This window comes from Amycolatopsis sp. CA-126428 (assembly GCF_002904335.1).
Taxonomy (GTDB): Bacteria; Actinomycetota; Actinomycetes; order Mycobacteriales; family Pseudonocardiaceae; genus Amycolatopsis.
This window is the reverse complement of record NZ_PPHF01000070.1, coordinates 1-15368: the sequence shown is the minus strand read 5'-3', so window position 1 is coordinate 15368 and position 15368 is coordinate 1. Positions and strand designations below refer to the sequence as shown.

At 71.6% G+C, this 15368-nt stretch carries 17 protein-coding genes; 13 read left to right on the top strand and 4 right to left on the bottom strand.

The window, feature by feature from the left end; all coding sequences use genetic code 11:
* Positions 1-140 precede the first annotated feature (140 nt).
* The 3 genes from C2L58_RS17535 to C2L58_RS48670 all read left to right on the top strand — a co-directional run bounded on the left by C2L58_RS17535 (position 141) and on the right by C2L58_RS48670 (position 3005).
* The gene (locus C2L58_RS17535) at positions 141-1724 is read left to right on the top strand and encodes an alpha/beta hydrolase (RefSeq protein ID WP_103338659.1); all 1584 of its coding nucleotides are present in this window, start codon (positions 141-143) and stop codon (positions 1722-1724) included.
* A 203-nt stretch (positions 1725-1927) separates the two neighbouring features.
* Entirely contained in the window at positions 1928-2425 is a 498-nt protein-coding gene (locus C2L58_RS17530) for a helix-turn-helix domain containing protein (RefSeq protein ID WP_103338658.1), read from the top strand.
* A gap of 82 nt (positions 2426-2507) precedes the next feature.
* A complete protein-coding gene (locus C2L58_RS48670; RefSeq protein WP_146073616.1) occupies positions 2508-3005 on the top strand; it encodes a hypothetical protein in 498 nt (165 codons plus the stop codon).
* Here C2L58_RS48670 and C2L58_RS17525 read toward each other — a convergent pair.
* The gene (locus C2L58_RS17525; protein WP_103338657.1) at positions 2962-3918 is read right to left on the bottom strand and encodes a helix-turn-helix transcriptional regulator; all 957 of its coding nucleotides are present in this window, start codon (positions 3916-3918) and stop codon (positions 2962-2964) included. The genes C2L58_RS48670 and C2L58_RS17525 overlap by 44 nt on opposite strands.
* A 74-nt stretch (positions 3919-3992) precedes the next feature.
* Here C2L58_RS17525 and argC point away from each other — a divergent pair, with 74 nt between their 5' ends.
* From argC to argH, 8 genes are read left to right on the top strand one after another with little or no spacing between them, the layout of a single operon-like run.
* Positions 3993-5021: an N-acetyl-gamma-glutamyl-phosphate reductase gene (argC, locus tag C2L58_RS17520; RefSeq protein WP_103338656.1), complete on the top strand. Its 1029-nt coding sequence runs from the start codon at positions 3993-3995 to the stop codon at positions 5019-5021.
* Positions 5018-6178, top strand: coding sequence for a bifunctional glutamate N-acetyltransferase/amino-acid acetyltransferase ArgJ (gene argJ / locus C2L58_RS17515; protein WP_103338655.1), 1161 nt, complete (start codon positions 5018-5020; stop codon positions 6176-6178). The genes argC and argJ overlap by 4 nt, the downstream gene beginning before the upstream one ends.
* A complete protein-coding gene (argB, locus tag C2L58_RS17510) occupies positions 6175-7092 on the top strand; it encodes an acetylglutamate kinase (RefSeq protein ID WP_103338654.1) in 918 nt (305 codons plus the stop codon). Before argJ ends, argB begins: the two co-directional genes overlap by 4 nt.
* The gene (locus C2L58_RS17505) at positions 7089-8291 is read left to right on the top strand and encodes an acetylornithine transaminase (protein WP_103338653.1); all 1203 of its coding nucleotides are present in this window, start codon (positions 7089-7091) and stop codon (positions 8289-8291) included. The genes argB and C2L58_RS17505 overlap by 4 nt, the downstream gene beginning before the upstream one ends.
* Positions 8291-9217, top strand: coding sequence for an ornithine carbamoyltransferase (gene argF, locus C2L58_RS17500; RefSeq protein ID WP_103338652.1), 927 nt, complete (start codon positions 8291-8293; stop codon positions 9215-9217). Before C2L58_RS17505 ends, argF begins: the two co-directional genes overlap by 1 nt.
* The gene (locus tag C2L58_RS17495) at positions 9214-9714 is read left to right on the top strand and encodes an arginine repressor (RefSeq protein ID WP_103338651.1); all 501 of its coding nucleotides are present in this window, start codon (positions 9214-9216) and stop codon (positions 9712-9714) included. Before argF ends, C2L58_RS17495 begins: the two co-directional genes overlap by 4 nt.
* Positions 9711-9974: an argininosuccinate synthase gene (locus tag C2L58_RS17490; RefSeq protein ID WP_233225775.1), complete on the top strand. Its 264-nt coding sequence runs from the start codon at positions 9711-9713 to the stop codon at positions 9972-9974. Before C2L58_RS17495 ends, C2L58_RS17490 begins: the two co-directional genes overlap by 4 nt.
* 30 nt (positions 9975-10004) lie before the next feature.
* Complete coding sequence (argH, locus tag C2L58_RS17485) at positions 10005-11420, top strand: argininosuccinate lyase (RefSeq protein ID WP_103338650.1); 1416 nt, start codon at positions 10005-10007, stop codon at positions 11418-11420.
* On the opposite strand, the gene C2L58_RS17480 is transcribed toward argH, so the two are convergent.
* From C2L58_RS17480 to C2L58_RS17470, 3 genes are read right to left on the bottom strand one after another with little or no spacing between them, the layout of a single operon-like run.
* Positions 11413-12063, bottom strand: coding sequence for a TetR/AcrR family transcriptional regulator (locus tag C2L58_RS17480; RefSeq protein WP_103338649.1), 651 nt, complete (start codon positions 12061-12063; stop codon positions 11413-11415). The two genes, argH and C2L58_RS17480, sit on opposite strands and share 8 nt — an antisense overlap.
* Positions 12063-12602 carry a DUF4166 domain-containing protein gene (locus tag C2L58_RS17475; RefSeq protein ID WP_103338648.1) on the bottom strand — a complete coding sequence of 180 codons (540 nt, stop codon included), beginning with the start codon at positions 12600-12602 and terminating at the stop codon, positions 12063-12065. The genes C2L58_RS17480 and C2L58_RS17475 overlap by 1 nt, the downstream gene beginning before the upstream one ends.
* Positions 12599-13153, bottom strand: coding sequence for a hypothetical protein (locus tag C2L58_RS17470; RefSeq protein WP_103338647.1), 555 nt, complete (start codon positions 13151-13153; stop codon positions 12599-12601). The genes C2L58_RS17475 and C2L58_RS17470 overlap by 4 nt, the downstream gene beginning before the upstream one ends.
* 115 nt (positions 13154-13268) lie before the next feature.
* Here C2L58_RS17470 and C2L58_RS17465 point away from each other — a divergent pair, with 115 nt between their 5' ends.
* Together C2L58_RS17465 and tyrS are read left to right on the top strand one after the other, a co-directional pair.
* A complete protein-coding gene (locus C2L58_RS17465) occupies positions 13269-13907 on the top strand; it encodes a DNA-3-methyladenine glycosylase (RefSeq protein ID WP_103338646.1) in 639 nt (212 codons plus the stop codon).
* A gap of 32 nt (positions 13908-13939) precedes the next feature.
* Positions 13940-15214: a tyrosine--tRNA ligase gene (gene tyrS / locus C2L58_RS17460; protein WP_103338645.1), complete on the top strand. Its 1275-nt coding sequence runs from the start codon at positions 13940-13942 to the stop codon at positions 15212-15214.
* Positions 15215-15368: the final 154 nt, after the last annotated feature.

The window sequence follows — 15368 nt, the reverse complement described above, 5'->3', positions numbered from 1 at the left end:
TTCCGGCTTGCGCAGGCGCCGCAGGTCCCGACGAAAGGCGGATGGCGAAAGTCGCGTCGGTCAGCGAGATTGGCCGAGGTTGCCGGTAGTTTCGTCGAAAATCTGGCGAACGCCGTCGAATGCGGACGAAAAGGATGACTGTGAAACGAATCGTTGCCGCCATCGCCGCCGCGGGGCTCGCGGCCGGGCTGATGGCCGCCGCGCCCGCGGCCTCGGCGGAACCCGGGGCGCAGTTCACTCCCGCGCCGATCGCCTGGGGCCCCTGCGCGTCGGCGAGCCTCAAGGCCAACGGCGCCGAATGCGGCTTCCTCGAAGTGCCGATGGACTACGCGAAGCCGGGCGGGACGAAGGTCTCCGTCGCGGTCTCGCGGATCAAGCACAAGACCGCGCAGTCCCAGGGCATCATGCTGGTGAACCCGGGCGGCCCGGGTGGCTCCGGCCTCGGCCTGTCGGTGCTCGGCAAGTACGTGCCGAACCACGCCGGGGACAACTACGACTGGATCGGCTTCGACCCGCGGGGCGTCGGGTCCAGCAAGCCCGCCATCAGCTGCGACGGGAACTACTTCAGCTACAACCGGCCGGCCTACGTGCCGACCACCGTGCAGCTGGAGAAGACCTGGCTCGCCCGCTCGAAGGGGTACGCCGACGCGTGCCGCAAGAACGGCGAGATCCTGAACCACCTGAAGACGACCGACGTCGCGCAGGACATGGACAGCCTGCGCAAGGCGCTGGGCGAGAAGCAGATCAACTACTACGGCTTCTCCTACGGCACCTACCTCGGCCAGGCGTACAGCACGCTGTACCCGAAGAACGTCCGCCGGATGGTGCTCGACGGCAACGTCGACCCGCGGAAGGTCTGGTACCAGGCCAACCTCGACCAGGACGTCGCGTTCGACAAGAACATCAAGATCTACTTCGACTGGCTGGCCAAGTACGACGACGTCTACCACCTGGGCAAGACCGGCGACGCCGTCGAGAAGCTGTGGTACGCCACGCAGCGCAAGCTCGCCAAGGACCCGGCGGGCGGGGTGATCGGCGGCGACGAGTGGACCGACATCTTCCTGCAGGCCGGCTACTACGTCTTCGGCTGGGTCGACATGGCCAAGGCCTTCGACGGCTACGTGCACCAGGGTGACTGGCAGACGCTCAAGGAGCTCTACGACAGCTCGAACCCGCCCGGCGACGATAACGGCTTCGCCGTGTACCTGGGCGTGCAGTGCACCGACGTGCAGTGGCCGACCGACTGGAACCGGTGGCGGGTCGACAACTGGCTGACCTACTTCAAGGCCCCGTTCGAGACCTGGGGCAACGCCTGGTTCAACGCGCCCTGCGCGTTCTGGCCGGCGAAGGCGGGCAAGCCGGTGGACATCGACGGCCGCAAGGTGGCCGGCGCGCTGCTCATCAGCGAGGAGCTCGACGCCGCCACGCCGTACGCCGGCAGCCTCGAGGTGCGGAAGCGGTTCCCGAACTCGAGCCTGATCAGCGCGCCGGGCGGCACCACGCACGCCGGTTCGCTGTCCGGGGTGTCCTGTGTGGACGACAAGATCGCCGACTACCTGGCCACCGGCACCCTGCCGAAGCGCCAGCCCGGCAACCACTCGGACGTCCAGTGCAGCCCGGTGCCGGCGCCGGTGCCCGACGGCGCCGCGGCGCAGAACTCGGACAACACCGCGAAGGCCGCCCAGGAGAAGCAGAGCGCGCTGGCCCAGCTGCTGCACTTCTGAGCGAAACCGCGTGATCCCGCTGCCCCGGTCCGGTTCTTCCGGACCGGGGCAGCGTCTTGTCCGCCGGTGTCCCATCGTCGCCTCCTGGTGACGGTTCGTGGTCGAGGGAGACGTTAGGGGAGGGGTCCGACAATTTCGGAGCGAAGTGGGCCGTGAGCTGCGCGTGACCGAAAATTGTCGGGGGTGCGCGCTAGCTTCGTGGCATGTCGATCATCGAAGAGCGCCGGACCGAGATCCGGGCAGAGGAAAACACCTACCAGATCGTGGTCGCGACCAGGACGGACGTCGACCGCGCCGAACCCACGCCCCGGGTGATGATCACCCTGGAGGCCGGCGGTCCCGGCGGCGAACCGGTCGCCGAGGGCAGCCTCGACGTGGACGTCGCGGTGGCGGCCACGGTGGCGGAGCTCGTCGCGGACGAGTTGCTGTCCGCGACCGGCGCGGGCCGCGGGCCCCGGCGAAGATCCGCGGGCCGTCCTGCCCAGCAGGGCCGCCCGTGGAGCGCGGAGTCGGACGCGGAGCTGGAGAGCCGGTGGATCGCGGGGGAGAGCGTCGCGCAGATCGCGGAGTACTTCGAGCGCACCCCCGGCGGCATCCGCGCCCGGCTGCCGCGCGTGGGCTGCGACCCGGAGAACCCGGGCTGCTACCTCCCCGTGCCGCCGAGCAGGCGCACGGATCTGGACGGAGGTGAGCCGGGCTGACCGGCGGCGGTGGGCCGGTCCGCGGCGTGGACCGGCCCACCGGGCCGCCGTCGTCCCTCACTTCACCGAACGGAGCAGCCCGATGAGCTTCGATGAATTGGCCGAGCGCCACAGTCTCGTCCTCTACGACCCGCAAGGCGGCGCGGTGTACGCCCCGCCCGCGGCGCGCGGCGATCCGGTGCTGGTGTTGTCGTCCTGCGACGGATCGCGGATCGAGAACCCCGGCGCGGCCGACATCGCAGCGGCGCTGGGCCGGTTGTCGGCGGAGAACTGGTTCGCGGTCCTCGATCGAGGCGACCACTACATCCAAGCCGGCTTCGGTGAGCAGGCTGCCGCCCGCGGCGGCTGGTTCGCGCTGGAACACCGCGAAGGGCTGCCTCACCGCCATTTCCGCAGGAGGAGGAGAGGTGCTGTACCACGATACAACCTCACGCCGGGGCCGCGGTCGGCATGGTCAGGCGCCCGACAGGGTCGCGGTGCGCGGCCGAGGAAAGTGTCACTGTCCCGCGCAGCCGTCCCCGCGCCGGGCTTCCCGGTCAGCCCCGCACCGCCGCGGCGGCGCGGGCGGCCAGCACCTTGAGGTGTTCGACCAGCTCCGGCGGTTCCTCGACCGTGAACGCGCACCCCAGCCCGAGCAACCGGAACGCGAGCCAGTCCACCGTGTCCGGGTGGCTCCGCCACCGGGATCGGCCGTCGCCGAGGTCGGTCAGGTCGGCCGGCGCCTGGCCGAGGCGGGGCGCCACCTGAGCGGCCGGTTCCGCCAGGACCGCCACCGCCCGATACGTCGGTGCCAGGTCGTGGAACCGGTCGGTGACGTAGGTCGCCAGGTCCGTCGCGGGCGGCTCGCGTGGCACCGCCCGGCCGCCGGTCGCCTGGGCTTCGCGGACGCGGTCGGCGCGGAACACGCGCCAGTCCGCCCGGTCGAGGTCGTACGCGACCAGGTACCAGCGGCGGCCCGCGGCGACCAGCCGGAGCGGCTCGGCCCGGCGCCGGGTCTCGGCGCCGTCGTGGGCGCGGTAGCGGAAGCGGACGGTTTCGTGGTTGGTGATCGCCCCGGCGAACACCGTCAGCTGCGCCGGGTCGACGACCGGTCCGGTGGCCGGCACGGCGACCGTCGCCGTGCCGATCGTGCCCACCCGGCGGCGCAGCCGGGCCGGCAGGACCTGTTCCAGCTTGGCGAGCGCCCGCACGGACGCCTCCTCGATGCCGGACACGGATTGCCCCGCGGCGGTCCGCAGCCCGACCGCGATCGCGACGGCTTCCTCGTCGTCGAGCACGAGCGGGGGCATCGCGGTGCCGGCGACCAGCCGGTACCCGCCGGTGATCCCGCGGCTGGCCTCGACCGGGTACCCCAGGTCGCGCAGCCGCTCGATGTCGCGGCGGATGGTTCGCGGGCTGACGCCCAGGCGCCCGGCCAGTTCGCTGCCCGGCCACTCGCGGGGGGTCTGGAGCAGCGAGAGCAGGCCGAGCAGCCGGGCCGGGGTGTCCGTCATGCGCCCAGCATCCCAAGGTGGCGGCCACCACTCCGGGTTTGTTTAGACTTGCAAGGGCGTGCATAATCATGCGTATGACGGTGAACATCGCGGTGGCCGGAGCCAGCGGGTACGCGGGTGGTGAGCTGCTGCGCCTGCTCCTGACCCATCCCGGGGTCGAGATCGGCGCGCTCACGGCCGCCAGCAGCGCGGGCACGAAGCTCGGCGTCCACCAGCCCCACCTCGTCCCCCTCGCCGACCGCGTCCTGGCCGAGACGACGCCGGAGACCCTCGCCGGCCACGACGTCGTCTTCCTCGCACTGCCGCACGGGCACTCCGCGGCGATCGCGGCGCAGCTCGGCCCGGACGTCCTGGTGGTCGACCTCGGCGCCGACCACCGCCTGGCCGACGCCGCCGCCTGGCAGCGCTGGTACGGCGGCGACCACGCCGGCCAATGGCCGTACGGCCTGCCCGAGCTGCCCGGCGCCCGCGAAAAACTCGCCGGTACCAAGCGCATCGCCGTGCCGGGCTGCTTCCCGACCGGCGGATCGCTGGCCCTCGCGCCCGCGTTCGCCGCCGGCCTGATCGAGCCCGACGTCACGATCGTCGCGGTCACCGGCACCTCCGGCGCGGGCAAGAGCCTCAAGCCGAACCTGCTCGGTTCCGAGGTGATGGGCTCGGCCAGCGCGTACGGCGTCGGCGGCGCCCACCGCCACACCCCCGAGTTCGCACAGAACCTCTCGGCCGTCGCGGGCGAGAAGGTCACCGTGTCCTTCACCCCGGTCCTCGCGCCGATGCCCCGCGGCATCCTCACCACGGCGAGCGCTCCGCTGAAGGGCGACATCGACGAGGCCGCCGCGCGAGCGGCGTACGAAAAGGCCTACGACGCCGAGCCGTTCGTCCAGCTGCTGCCCCAGGGCGCTTGGCCGACGACCGCGTCGACGCTCGGCTCGAACAACACCCAGCTGCAGGTCACGGTCGACCCCGACGCCGAGCGGCTGATCGTCGTCGCCGCGATCGACAACCTGACCAAGGGCACCGCCGGCGGTGCCGTCCAGTCGATGAACCTGGCCCTCGGCCTCCCCGAGACCACCGGCCTTTCCACCGTAGGAGTGGCACCGTGACCGTCACCGGCCCCCAGGGCTTCCGCGCCGCCGGCGTCGCCGCCGGGATCAAGGCCTCCGGCGCGCTCGACCTCACCCTGGTCGTCAACGACGGCCCGCTCGACGTCGCGGCGGGCGTGTTCACGCGCAACGTCATCAAGGCCGCGCCGGTGCTGTGGTCGCAGGAAGTGCTCAAGCAGCAGCGGCTGAAGGCCGTCGTCCTCAACTCGGGCGGCGCCAACGCGGCCACCGGGCCCGGCGGCTTCCAGGACACCCACGCCACCGCCGAAAAGGTCGCCGAAGTCCTGCAAGCCGGCGCGATCGAGGTCGCCGTCTGCTCCACCGGCCTGATCGGCGAACGGCTCCCGATGGACGCGGTCCTGTCCGGAGTGGACACCGCCTTCAAGGCCCTCGACGCGAGCCCCGAAGCGGGCCTCAACGCCGCCACGGGCGTGATGACCACCGACACGAAACCGAAGCAGGCCTTCGCCGAACACGACAGCGGCTGGAGCGTCGGCGGCTTCGCCAAAGGCGCGGGCATGCTCGCGCCGAACCTCGCCACCATGCTCTCGGTCCTGACCACCGACGCCGTCGTGGACAAGGAAATCCTCGACCGGGCCCTGCGCGCGGCCACCCACGTCACCTTCGACCGCCTCGACGTCGACGGCGGCACGTCCACCAACGACACCGTCCTGGTCTTGGCGTCCGGCGCGAGCGGGGTCGAACCCACCGAAGCGGAGCTCACCGAGCTGCTCACCGCGGTCAGCCACGACCTGGTCCTCCAGCTGCGCGCGGACTCCGAGGGTGCGACCAAGGACGTCGACGTCACCGTGCGGGGCGCGGCCACCGAGGCCGACGCGATCGCCGTCGCCCGCACGATCGCCGAGGACAACCTGGTCAAGACGGCCCTGTTCGGCTCCGACCCGAACTGGGGCCGGATCGCCATGGCGCTCGGCCGGGTGCCGGCCCGCATCGACCCGGAGGCCGTGTCGATCGCGATCAACGGCGTCACCCTGTTCGCCCAGGGGGTGCCCGCCGCCGACCGGTCCGAGGCGGACCTCACCGGCCGGGCCATCGAAATCGTCGTCGACCTCGGCGTCGGCGAGAGCACCGCGACCATCTACACCACGGATCTTTCGCACGGTTACGTCGAAGAGAACAGCGCGTACTCCTCATGACCCAGGAGGCTCTGATTTCCGCGGACGAACGACTCGCGACGGCGGCCGAGAAGGCCGGTGTGCTCATCGAAGCGCTGCCCTGGCTGCAGCGGTTCCACGGTGCCACCGTGGTGGTGAAGTACGGCGGCAACGCCATGATCGACGACCAGCTGAAGGCGGCCTTCGCCGAGGACATGGTGTTCCTCCGGCTGGCCGGCCTTCGCCCGGTCGTCGTGCACGGCGGCGGCCCGCAGATCACCGCGATGCTCAAGCGCCTCGGCGTCGAGGGCGAGTTCAAAGGCGGCCTGCGGGTCACCACGCCGGAGACGATGGACATCGTCCGGATGGTGCTCACCGGGCAGGTCAGCCGCGAGCTCGTCGGGCTGATCAACGCCCACGGGCCGTACGCGGTCGGCATCTCCGGCGAGGACGCCCGGCTCTTCACCGCCGAGCGCAAACAGGCCACTGTGGACGGTGAGCCGGTCGACATCGGGCTGGTCGGCGAGGTCGCCGAGGTCAACCCGGACGCGGTGCTCGACATCGTCAACGCCGGGCGCATCCCGGTGGTCTCCACCGTCGCCCCGGACGTCGACGGCGTCGTGCACAACGTCAACGCCGACACGGCCGCGGGTGCGCTGGCCGCCGCGCTGGGCGCCGAGAAGCTCGTGGTGCTCACCGACGTCGAAGGCCTGTACGCGAACTGGCCCGACCGGTCGTCGCTGATCGACCGCATCCGCGTCGACCGCCTCGAGACCATGCTTCCCGGCCTGGCCAGCGGCATGATCCCGAAGATGGAGGCGTGCGTGCGCGCCATCCGCGGCGGCGTGCGCCGGGCGCACGTGATCGACGGCCGCCTCGCCCATTCGGTGCTGCTGGAGGTCTTCACCTCCCGCGGCGTCGGCACCATGGTCTTCCCCGAAACGGAGCTCCCGTGACCGACCTCACGTCCAATGTGGACGGCCAGGCGCACTGGCAGTCCGCCCTGATGGACAACTACGGCACGCCCAAGCTGACGCTGGTGCGCGGCGAAGGCGCGAAGGTGTGGGACGCCGACGGCCAGGAGTACGTCGACCTCGTCGGCGGCATCGCCGTCAACGCGCTCGGCCACGCCCACCCGGCGATCGTCGAGGCCGTCACCGAGCAGATCAAGCGGCTCGGCCACACCTCGAACCTCTACGTCAACCCCGTCGCCGTCGAGCTCGCCGAGGCGCTGCTCGACGTCGCCGGCCTCACCGGCCACGGCAAGGTGCTGTTCGTCAACTCCGGCGCCGAGGCCAACGAAGCCGCGCTGAAGATCAGCCGGCTGACCGGGCGCACCAAGGTGGTCGCCGCCGAAGGCGCGTTCCACGGCCGGACCCTGGGCGCGCTCACGCTCACCGGCCAGCCCGCGAAGCGCGACCCCTTCAAGCCCCTGGTGCCCGGGGTGGAGCACGTGCCGTTCGGGGACGTCGGGGCGCTCCAGGCCGCCGTCGACACCGACACCGCGGCCGTGTTCCTGGAGCCGGTGCTCGGGGAGGCGGGTGTCATCCCGGCGCCGGACGGCTACCTGCAGGCCGCCCGCGAAATCACCAAAGCCACCGGCACGCTGCTGGTGCTCGACGAGGTGCAGACCGGTCTCGGCCGGCTCGGCACCTGGTTCGGCTACCAGCAGGCCGGCATCGTCCCGGACGTCATCACCCTGGCGAAGGGCCTCGGCGGCGGGCTGCCGCTGGGCGCGGTGATCGGCGTCGGCGCGGCCGGCGAACTGCTCAAGCCGGGCCAGCACGGCACCACCTTCGGCGGCAACCCGGTCTGCTGCGCGGCCGGCCTCGCCGTGCTGAAGACCATCGCCGCCGAGGGCCTCCTCGACCACGTCGCCACGCTGGGCAAGGACATCGCGGCGGGCGTCGAGGCGCTGGGCCACCCGCTCGTCGCCGGCGTGCGCGGCGCCGGGCTGCTGCTCGGCATCGCCCTGAAGCAGCCCGTTTCGGCGGCGGTCGCCCAGGCCGCCCAGGCCGCGGGCTACCTCGTCAACCCGGTCGCGCCGGACGCCGTCCGGCTCGCGCCCCCGCTCGTCCTCGACGGCGAGCAGGCCGCGGGCTTCCTCGCCGCCCTCCCTGACGCGCTCGACTCCACCACGAAGGACTCCGACTGATGCTGCGCCACTTCCTCCGCGACGACGACGTCAGTCCGGCCGAGCAGAAAGCCATCCTCGACCTCGCCGACGCGCTCAAAGCCGACCCGCTGGGCAACAAGATCCTCGCCGGCAAGTCCATCACGGCGATCTTCGAGAAGAACTCGACGCGGACCCGGTTCTCGTTCGAGGTCGGCATCAGCCAGCTGGGCGGCCACCCGGTGATCGTCGACGGCCGCTCGATGCAGCTCGGCCGCGAAGAGACTATCGAGGACACTTCGCGGGTCCTCTCGCGTTACGTCGACGGGATCGTGTGGCGCACCTTCGCGCAGAAGCGCATCGAGACGATGGCGTCGGCCGCGTCGATCCCGGTGGTCAACGCGCTCACCGACGAGTTCCACCCGTGCCAGGTGCTCACCGACCTGATGACGATCCGCGAGCGCAAGGGCGAGCTCGCCGGTCTCAAGCTCGTCTACCTCGGCGACGGCGCCAACAACATGGCGCACTCGCTGCTGCTCGGCGGGATCACCGCCGGGATGCACGTCCGGGTCGTCTCGCCGCTCGGGTTCCAGCCCGACCAGCAGGTCATGCTCGACGCCAAGAAGCGCGGCGAGGAGACGGGCGGCACGGCCACCGCCTTCACCGACCCCTACGAGGCGGTCGACGGCGCGGACGTGCTCGTCACCGACACGTGGACGTCGATGGGGCAGGAGAACGACGGCCTCGACCGGGTCGGCCCGTTCCGCGCCCTGCAGGTCAACGCCGAGCTGCTGAAGAAGGCCGCGGACGACGCGATCGTGCTGCACTGCCTGCCCGCGCACCGCGGCTGGGAGATCACCGACGAGGTGATCGACGGCCCGGCCAGCGCGGTCTGGGACGAGGCCGAGAACCGGCTGCACGCCCAGAAGGCCCTGCTGGTCTGGCTGTTCGAAGAGAGCCGGCGATGACCAGCAGCCGGGTGGGGCGGCAGGCGCGGATCACCGAACTGGTGTCCACCATGACGATCCGCAGCCAGACCGAGCTGGCCAAGCTGCTGGCCGCCGAGGGCATCGAGGTCACCCAGGCGACGCTGTCGCGCGACCTCGACGAGCTGGGCGCGGTCAAGCTGCGCGGGCCGGACTCGGGCGCGCCGGTCTACGTCATCCCCGAGGACGGCAGCCCGGTGCGCGGGGTGCAGGGCGGGACGTCACGGCTCTCCCGGCTGCTCGCCGAGCTGATGGTCTCGGCGGACTCGTCCGGCAACCTGATGGTGCTGCGGACACCGCCGGGCGCGGCGCAGTTCCTGGCCAGCGCCATCGACCGGGCGGCGCTCGAAGAGGTCGTCGGCTCGATCGCGGGCGACGACACGGTCGCCGTCATCGCCCGGGAACCGTTGACGGGCAAGGAACTGGCGGAGCGTTTCGCCGCCCTCGCGCAGCGATCGGCGGACGAAGGATCGCCATGATCGCGATCGCCGACATCTTCCCGGCCGAGGGCGAGTTCCTCGCGCCGGACGAGGTCGTGATCACGTTCGACCACGGGATCCCGGTGGCGATCGACGGCGAGACGGTCTCCGTCGCCGAAGCGCGCCGGATGTTGAGCGCGCGTGGCGAAGCGCAGAGAATCGGGCGCGGCGAAGCGTGCGCCGCACTCGAACGGCGGACCGGCCGCGGATATGCCAGTGTCCGCCTGGTCCTGTACGACGGCCGGATCACGGTCGCCTGAACCCACGAACACCGAGGAGAAGCGAGAACAGTGAGCGGGAACGAGCAGCCGGTGCAGCTGTGGGGCGGCCGGTTCGCCAGCGGTCCGGCGGAGGCCATGGCCGCGCTGAGCGCGTCGACGCACTTCGACTGGCGCCTGGCGCCCTACGACATCGCCGGGTCGCGGGCGCACGCTCGGGTGCTGCGCAAGGCGGGCCTGCTCACCGACGACGAGCTGACCGGCATGCTGGCCGCGCTGGACACGCTCGCCCAGGACGTCGCTTCGGGGACGTTCACCCCGACGATCGCCGACGAGGACGTGCACACGGCCCTCGAACGCGGCCTGCTCGAGCGCGCGGGCACCGAGCTCGGCGGCAAGCTGCGCGCCGGCCGCTCGCGCAACGACCAGGTGGCCACGCTGTTCCGGATGTGGCTGCGCGACGCCGCCCGCCGGGTCGTCGCGGGCACCCTGGAGGTCATCGACGCGCTGGTGTCGCAGGCGAAGCGGCACCCGGACGCGATCCTGCCCGGCCGCACGCACCTGCAGCACGCCCAGCCGGTGCTGCTCGCCCACCACCTGATGGCCCACGGCCAGGCGCTGCTGCGCGACGTCTCGCGGCTGCAGGACTGGGACGCCCGTACGGCCGAGTCACCGTACGGCTCGGGGGCCCTCGCCGGCTCGTCGCTGGGGCTCGACCCCGAAGCCGTGGCCGAGGAGCTGGGCTTCGCCACCAGCGTCGAAAACTCCATCGACGGCACCGCTTCGCGTGACTTCGTCGCCGAGTTCGCCTTTGCCGTCGCGATGCTCGCGGTGAACCTGTCCCGGATCGCCGAAGAGGTGATCATCTGGAACACCGCCGAGTTCGGGTACGTCACGCTGGACGACGCCTGGGCCACCGGCAGCTCGATCATGCCGCAGAAGAAGAACCCGGACGTCGCGGAGCTGACGCGCGGCAAGGCGGGCCGGCTGATCGGCAACCTCACCGGCCTGCTGGCCACCCTCAAGGCGCAGCCGCTGGCCTACAACCGCGACCTGCAGGAGGACAAGGAGCCGGTGTTCGACTCGGTCGAGCAGCTCGAGCTCCTGTTCCCGGCGATCGCCGGCATGCTCGAAACGCTCACCTTCCACACCGACCGGCTCGCCGAGCTGGCGCCGGCCGGCTTCACCCTGGCCACCGACATCGCCGAATGGCTGGTGCGCCAGGGCGTGCCGTTCCGCGTCGCGCACGAAGCGGCGGGCGAGAGCGTCCGGGTCGCCGAGGCCCGCGGCGTCGGCCTGGACGCGCTGACCGACGAAGAGTTCGAGAAGATCAATCCGGCGCTCACCCCCGCGGTCCGTGAGGTCCTGACCGTCGAAGGCTCGGTGAAGTCCCGTGACGCCCGGGGCGGCACGGCGCCGGTGCGCGTGGGCGAGCAGCGCGCCCGGCTCGAGGAGCGTGTCACCGCGGCACGCCAGTGGCTCAACTGAGGGTCTTGCGGAGCTTGGCCCGGACGGCCCGCGTGGCCACCGGGCCGAGCCCGTCGAGGACGTCGACGAGCACGGCCAGCCGCTCCAGCGCGGCGACGGCCTGCTCGGCGCCGTCGGGGTCGACCGTGTCGAACAGGGTCAGCCCGAGGAACCCGGTGGACACGGCGTGGGCCAGCCCGTCGGGATCCGCGAGCTCGGCCAGCGGCGACCCCTCGAGCACGCGCTCGAGAGCCACCCGGACTTCGGTGATCCACTTGTCCAGGCCCTCGCGGGTCGCTTGGGCGAGCCGTTCGCTGCCCTGGGCCCCGGCCAACGTCTGGGCCAGGAGGGCCAGGTTGCCTTCCGCGCGTTCCGCGGTCCGGATCTCCCGCCCGAGCGCCAGCAGTTCGCCGACCGTGGCCACGGCCGCGAACCGGTCCCGGTAGAGGGCGACCCGGGCCTCCGTCGCGGAGAGGCACGCCTGCGCGACGAGTTCCTCGACGCTGCCGAAGTGGTAGAAGACCAGCGCCTGGTTCGCGCCCGCGGCACTGGCGACCGACCGGGCGGAAACGGCGGTGATGCCCTGCTGCCGGACGACTTCCAGTACGCCGTCCACGAGCCGCTGCTTCGTGTCCTGCGAACTGGAGTTCCGGCCGGTGCCCATCAGTCCATGACCTTCTCACGAAGCGGCTTGACCGCGCCGCTCACCCCGCGGCCGACGTCGACGAACCGGGCGCTGAAGCCGCCCGCGTAGCCGAACACCGGCCCGAAGCGGGGATGGACCACCGTGACCTCGATCCGGAACCCGCCGTCCGGCCGGACGGTCACCGCGAGGTGCCGGTGGGTCCCCAGGTAGTCGACGAGCCCGCGTCCGGTGCTGTGCACCATCTGGGCGTCGAACCGCCGGCGCCGCCCCGGGAACTCGAAGGTCCGCACGAAGGACACCGTTTCGCGGCCGTGCCCGTCCAGGTACGGGTAGTTCTCGATGGTGAACGGCACGTTCCGGCCGCGCTCGGGGAACAGGATGTGCCACGCCGACCCGAGCCACCGGAACGGCAGGGTGAAGCCGGGGCCGCGCCAGATCCGGTCCATCACGCCGTGGCCGATCATCCCGAGCCCGTCCGACAGGGCGAGCCGCTCCCGCATCCGGGGGTGCAGGTTCGCGAAATCCGCCCCGAGCGTGCGTTCGAAGACGCCGGTCACGACGACGCTCCGGCAGTCACCTGGTCGCGGGGCCGCGTCCGGCCGCAGCGGGCGGCCGAGGGCGCGGTCAGGGGCTGGTCCTCCGGCGGGATGCCGGTCTCCAGCCAAAGCCGCAGCCGGTCGAACGACCACGCCGTCAGCCAGCCGAACACCGGCCGGAACACCCGGTCGGCCAGCCGTCCGAAGCGTCCCCAGCGGGTGCCGTAGTCGAAGCCGGTGACGAACCGGACGCCGCCGGAGACCGGTGTGTAGCGCCGGAAACCGGCGCCCGAGCTGATCAGCGACAGCGGGTCGGCGGAGGCGAACCGCAGCACCGACGTGCGCGAGCCGTCCGGCCAGTCCCGCGACGCCGCGCTCACCCCGACGCCGGCGACCGTGACGCCGAGGAACCGCGAGACGTAGCGGAAGTGGCCGTCAAGACCGTCGATCGGAGCGATCTCGGCGAAGCGGAGGTCCCAGCGGCGGTGCAGGACCGGGTCCTGGGTGTGCCGCCAGAGGGTGTCGAGGTCCGTGCGGATCACGGTCTCCACGTAGAGCGCCTTCGGTCGCATCTCCTGCTCCCCTCAGAGTTTGAGCGACTGCTCAAAACGACTGTAGAGAAGTAGTTTGAGCGATCGCTCAAGGGTTAGGGTGGGCGCGCCAGGCAGCCGAGGAGAGGAACCCCGTTTGAGCGGCGACGCAGGCCGGTTGTTCACCCGCGACGAACTCGCGCTCGATCCGGTCGACCTGGCCCACCTGCTGCTCGGCTCGGTCCTGGAGGCCGACGGCCCCGACGGCACCGTGGGCGTCCGGCTGGTCGAAGTCGAGGCCTACCGCGGCGAGGACGACCCGGCGTCGCACTGCTACCGCGGCCGGACCCCGCGCAACGCCGTGATGTGGGGGCCCGCGGGGCACCTGTACGTGTACTTCGTCTACGGGATGCACTTCTGCGCGAACATCGTCGGCTCGCAGGACGGCGTGGCCGGCGCGGTGCTGCTACGGGCGGGCGAAGTCGTCAGCGGTCTCGACGTCGTCCGCAAGCGGCGGCCGAACGCGCGGGGGACCGGCGAACTCGCCAAGGGCCCGGCGATCCTCACGTCGGTGCTGCGCATCGACCGGCAGGAGAACGGCGTCGACCTCACCGACCCGTCGTCGCCGGTCCGGCTGCGGGTCGGCGAGCGGGTGCCGGCCGAGCGGGTCCGCAGCGGCCCGCGCGTCGGCGTCGCGATGGCGATGGACACGCCGTGGCGGTTCTGGGTCGACGGCTCGCCCGCCGTGTCCACCTACCGCCGCGGCGGCAAGCGGCGGGTCCGACCCGCCAGTTAGTCGGTTGACCTGGTGCGGGAGGATCTACAGGCGTGAGCGAACACATCCTCGACGAGCTGTCCTGGCGCGGCCTGATCGCGCAGTCCACCGACATCGACGCCCTCCGGCGCGAGCTCGACCAGGGTCCCGTGACGCTCTATTGCGGCTTCGACCCGACCGCACCCAGCCTGCACGCCGGCAACCTCGTCCCGCTGCTCATGCTCAAGCGCTTCCAGCGCGCCGGGCACCGGCCGATCGTGCTGGCCGGCGGCGCGACCGGGATGATCGGCGACCCGCGCGACACCGGGGAGCGCACGCTGAACACCCTCGACGTCGTCGCCGAGTGGGCCGGGCGCATCCGCGGCCAGCTCGAACGGTTCGTCGACTTCGACGACTCGGCGACCGGCGCGATCGTCGAGAACAACCTGAACTGGACCGGGCAGCAGACGTCCCTCGAGTTCCTGCGCGACATCGGGAAGCACTTCTCGATCAACGTCATGCTGAACCGGGAGACGGTGAAGCGGCGGCTCGAGGGCGACGGCATGTCGTACACCGAGTTCAGCTACCTGCTCCTGCAGTCGCAGGACTACCTGCAGCTGCACCGCCAGTACGGCTGCAAGCTGCAGGTCGGTGGCTCCGACCAGTGGGGCAACCTCGTCGGCGGCGTCGACCTGATCCGGCGGACCGACGGGGCGGGCGTGCACGCGCTGACCGCGCCGCTGGTCACCGACGCCGAGGGGCGCAAGTTCGGGAAGTCGACGGGCGGCGGGAACCTCTGGCTCGACCCGGAGATGACCTCGCCGTACGCCTGGTACCAGTACTTCGTCAATGTGGGTGACGCCGACGTCATCCGCTACCTGCGGATGTTCACCTTCCTCAACCAGGAGGAGATCGCCGCACTGGCGGCGGACACCGAACAGCGCCCGCAGCTGCGAGCCGCGCAGAAGCGGCTGGCGGAGGAGTTCACCACCCTCGTCCACGGCGAGGAGCAGACCCGGCAGGTGATCAACGCCAGCCAGGCGCTGTTCGGCCGCGGCGAACTCGCCGAACTGGACGAACGCACCCTCGACGCGGTGATGGCCGAGGTCCCGAACGGCAAGGTCGACCCGGCGGCCGAGCCGACGATCGTCGACCTGCTGCTCGCCGGGGGATTGGTGGACAGCAAGGGCGCCGCGCGCCGCACCCTCAAGGAGGGCGGCGCGTACGTCAACAACGTGAAGATCGCGGACGAGGACTGGAAGCCGTCCCGCGAGGACGCCCTCCACGGCAAGTGGCTCGTGGTCCGCAAGGGCAAGCGGAACGTCGCCGGCGTCGCGCTCGGCGGCTGACCGCCTCCGGCGGCCCGGAACAGGGGCCTGACCTGCGGGAACGCGGTTAAGGTACCCCCCTGTTCCGGGCCCTCCGGAGGGGTGTAAAGTTCTCCAAGTCGCCAGGGAAACCGGGTGGCCACCGGGACACGAACCAAGCTCTCGCGGATCGCGA

What these genes read in the sequence shown, in the direction of transcription:
- C2L58_RS17530 (WP_103338658.1), top strand. Translation starts at nt 1,928, where the DNA reads ATGTCGATCATCGAAGAGCGCCGGACCGAGATCCGGGCAGAGGAAAAC.
- C2L58_RS48670 (WP_146073616.1), top strand. Translation starts at nt 2,508, where the DNA reads ATGAGCTTCGATGAATTGGCCGAGCGCCACAGTCTCGTCCTCTACGAC.
- C2L58_RS17525 (WP_103338657.1), bottom strand. Translation starts at nt 3,918, where the DNA reads ATGACGGACACCCCGGCCCGGCTGCTCGGCCTGCTCTCGCTGCTCCAG.
- argC (WP_103338656.1), top strand. Translation starts at nt 3,993, where the DNA reads ATGACGGTGAACATCGCGGTGGCCGGAGCCAGCGGGTACGCGGGTGGT.
- argB (WP_103338654.1), top strand. Translation starts at nt 6,175, where the DNA reads ATGACCCAGGAGGCTCTGATTTCCGCGGACGAACGACTCGCGACGGCG.
- argF (WP_103338652.1), top strand. Translation starts at nt 8,291, where the DNA reads ATGCTGCGCCACTTCCTCCGCGACGACGACGTCAGTCCGGCCGAGCAG.
- C2L58_RS17495 (WP_103338651.1), top strand. Translation starts at nt 9,214, where the DNA reads ATGACCAGCAGCCGGGTGGGGCGGCAGGCGCGGATCACCGAACTGGTG.
- C2L58_RS17490 (WP_233225775.1), top strand. Translation starts at nt 9,711, where the DNA reads ATGATCGCGATCGCCGACATCTTCCCGGCCGAGGGCGAGTTCCTCGCG.
- C2L58_RS17480 (WP_103338649.1), bottom strand. Translation starts at nt 12,063, where the DNA reads ATGGGCACCGGCCGGAACTCCAGTTCGCAGGACACGAAGCAGCGGCTC.
- C2L58_RS17470 (WP_103338647.1), bottom strand. Translation starts at nt 13,153, where the DNA reads ATGCGACCGAAGGCGCTCTACGTGGAGACCGTGATCCGCACGGACCTC.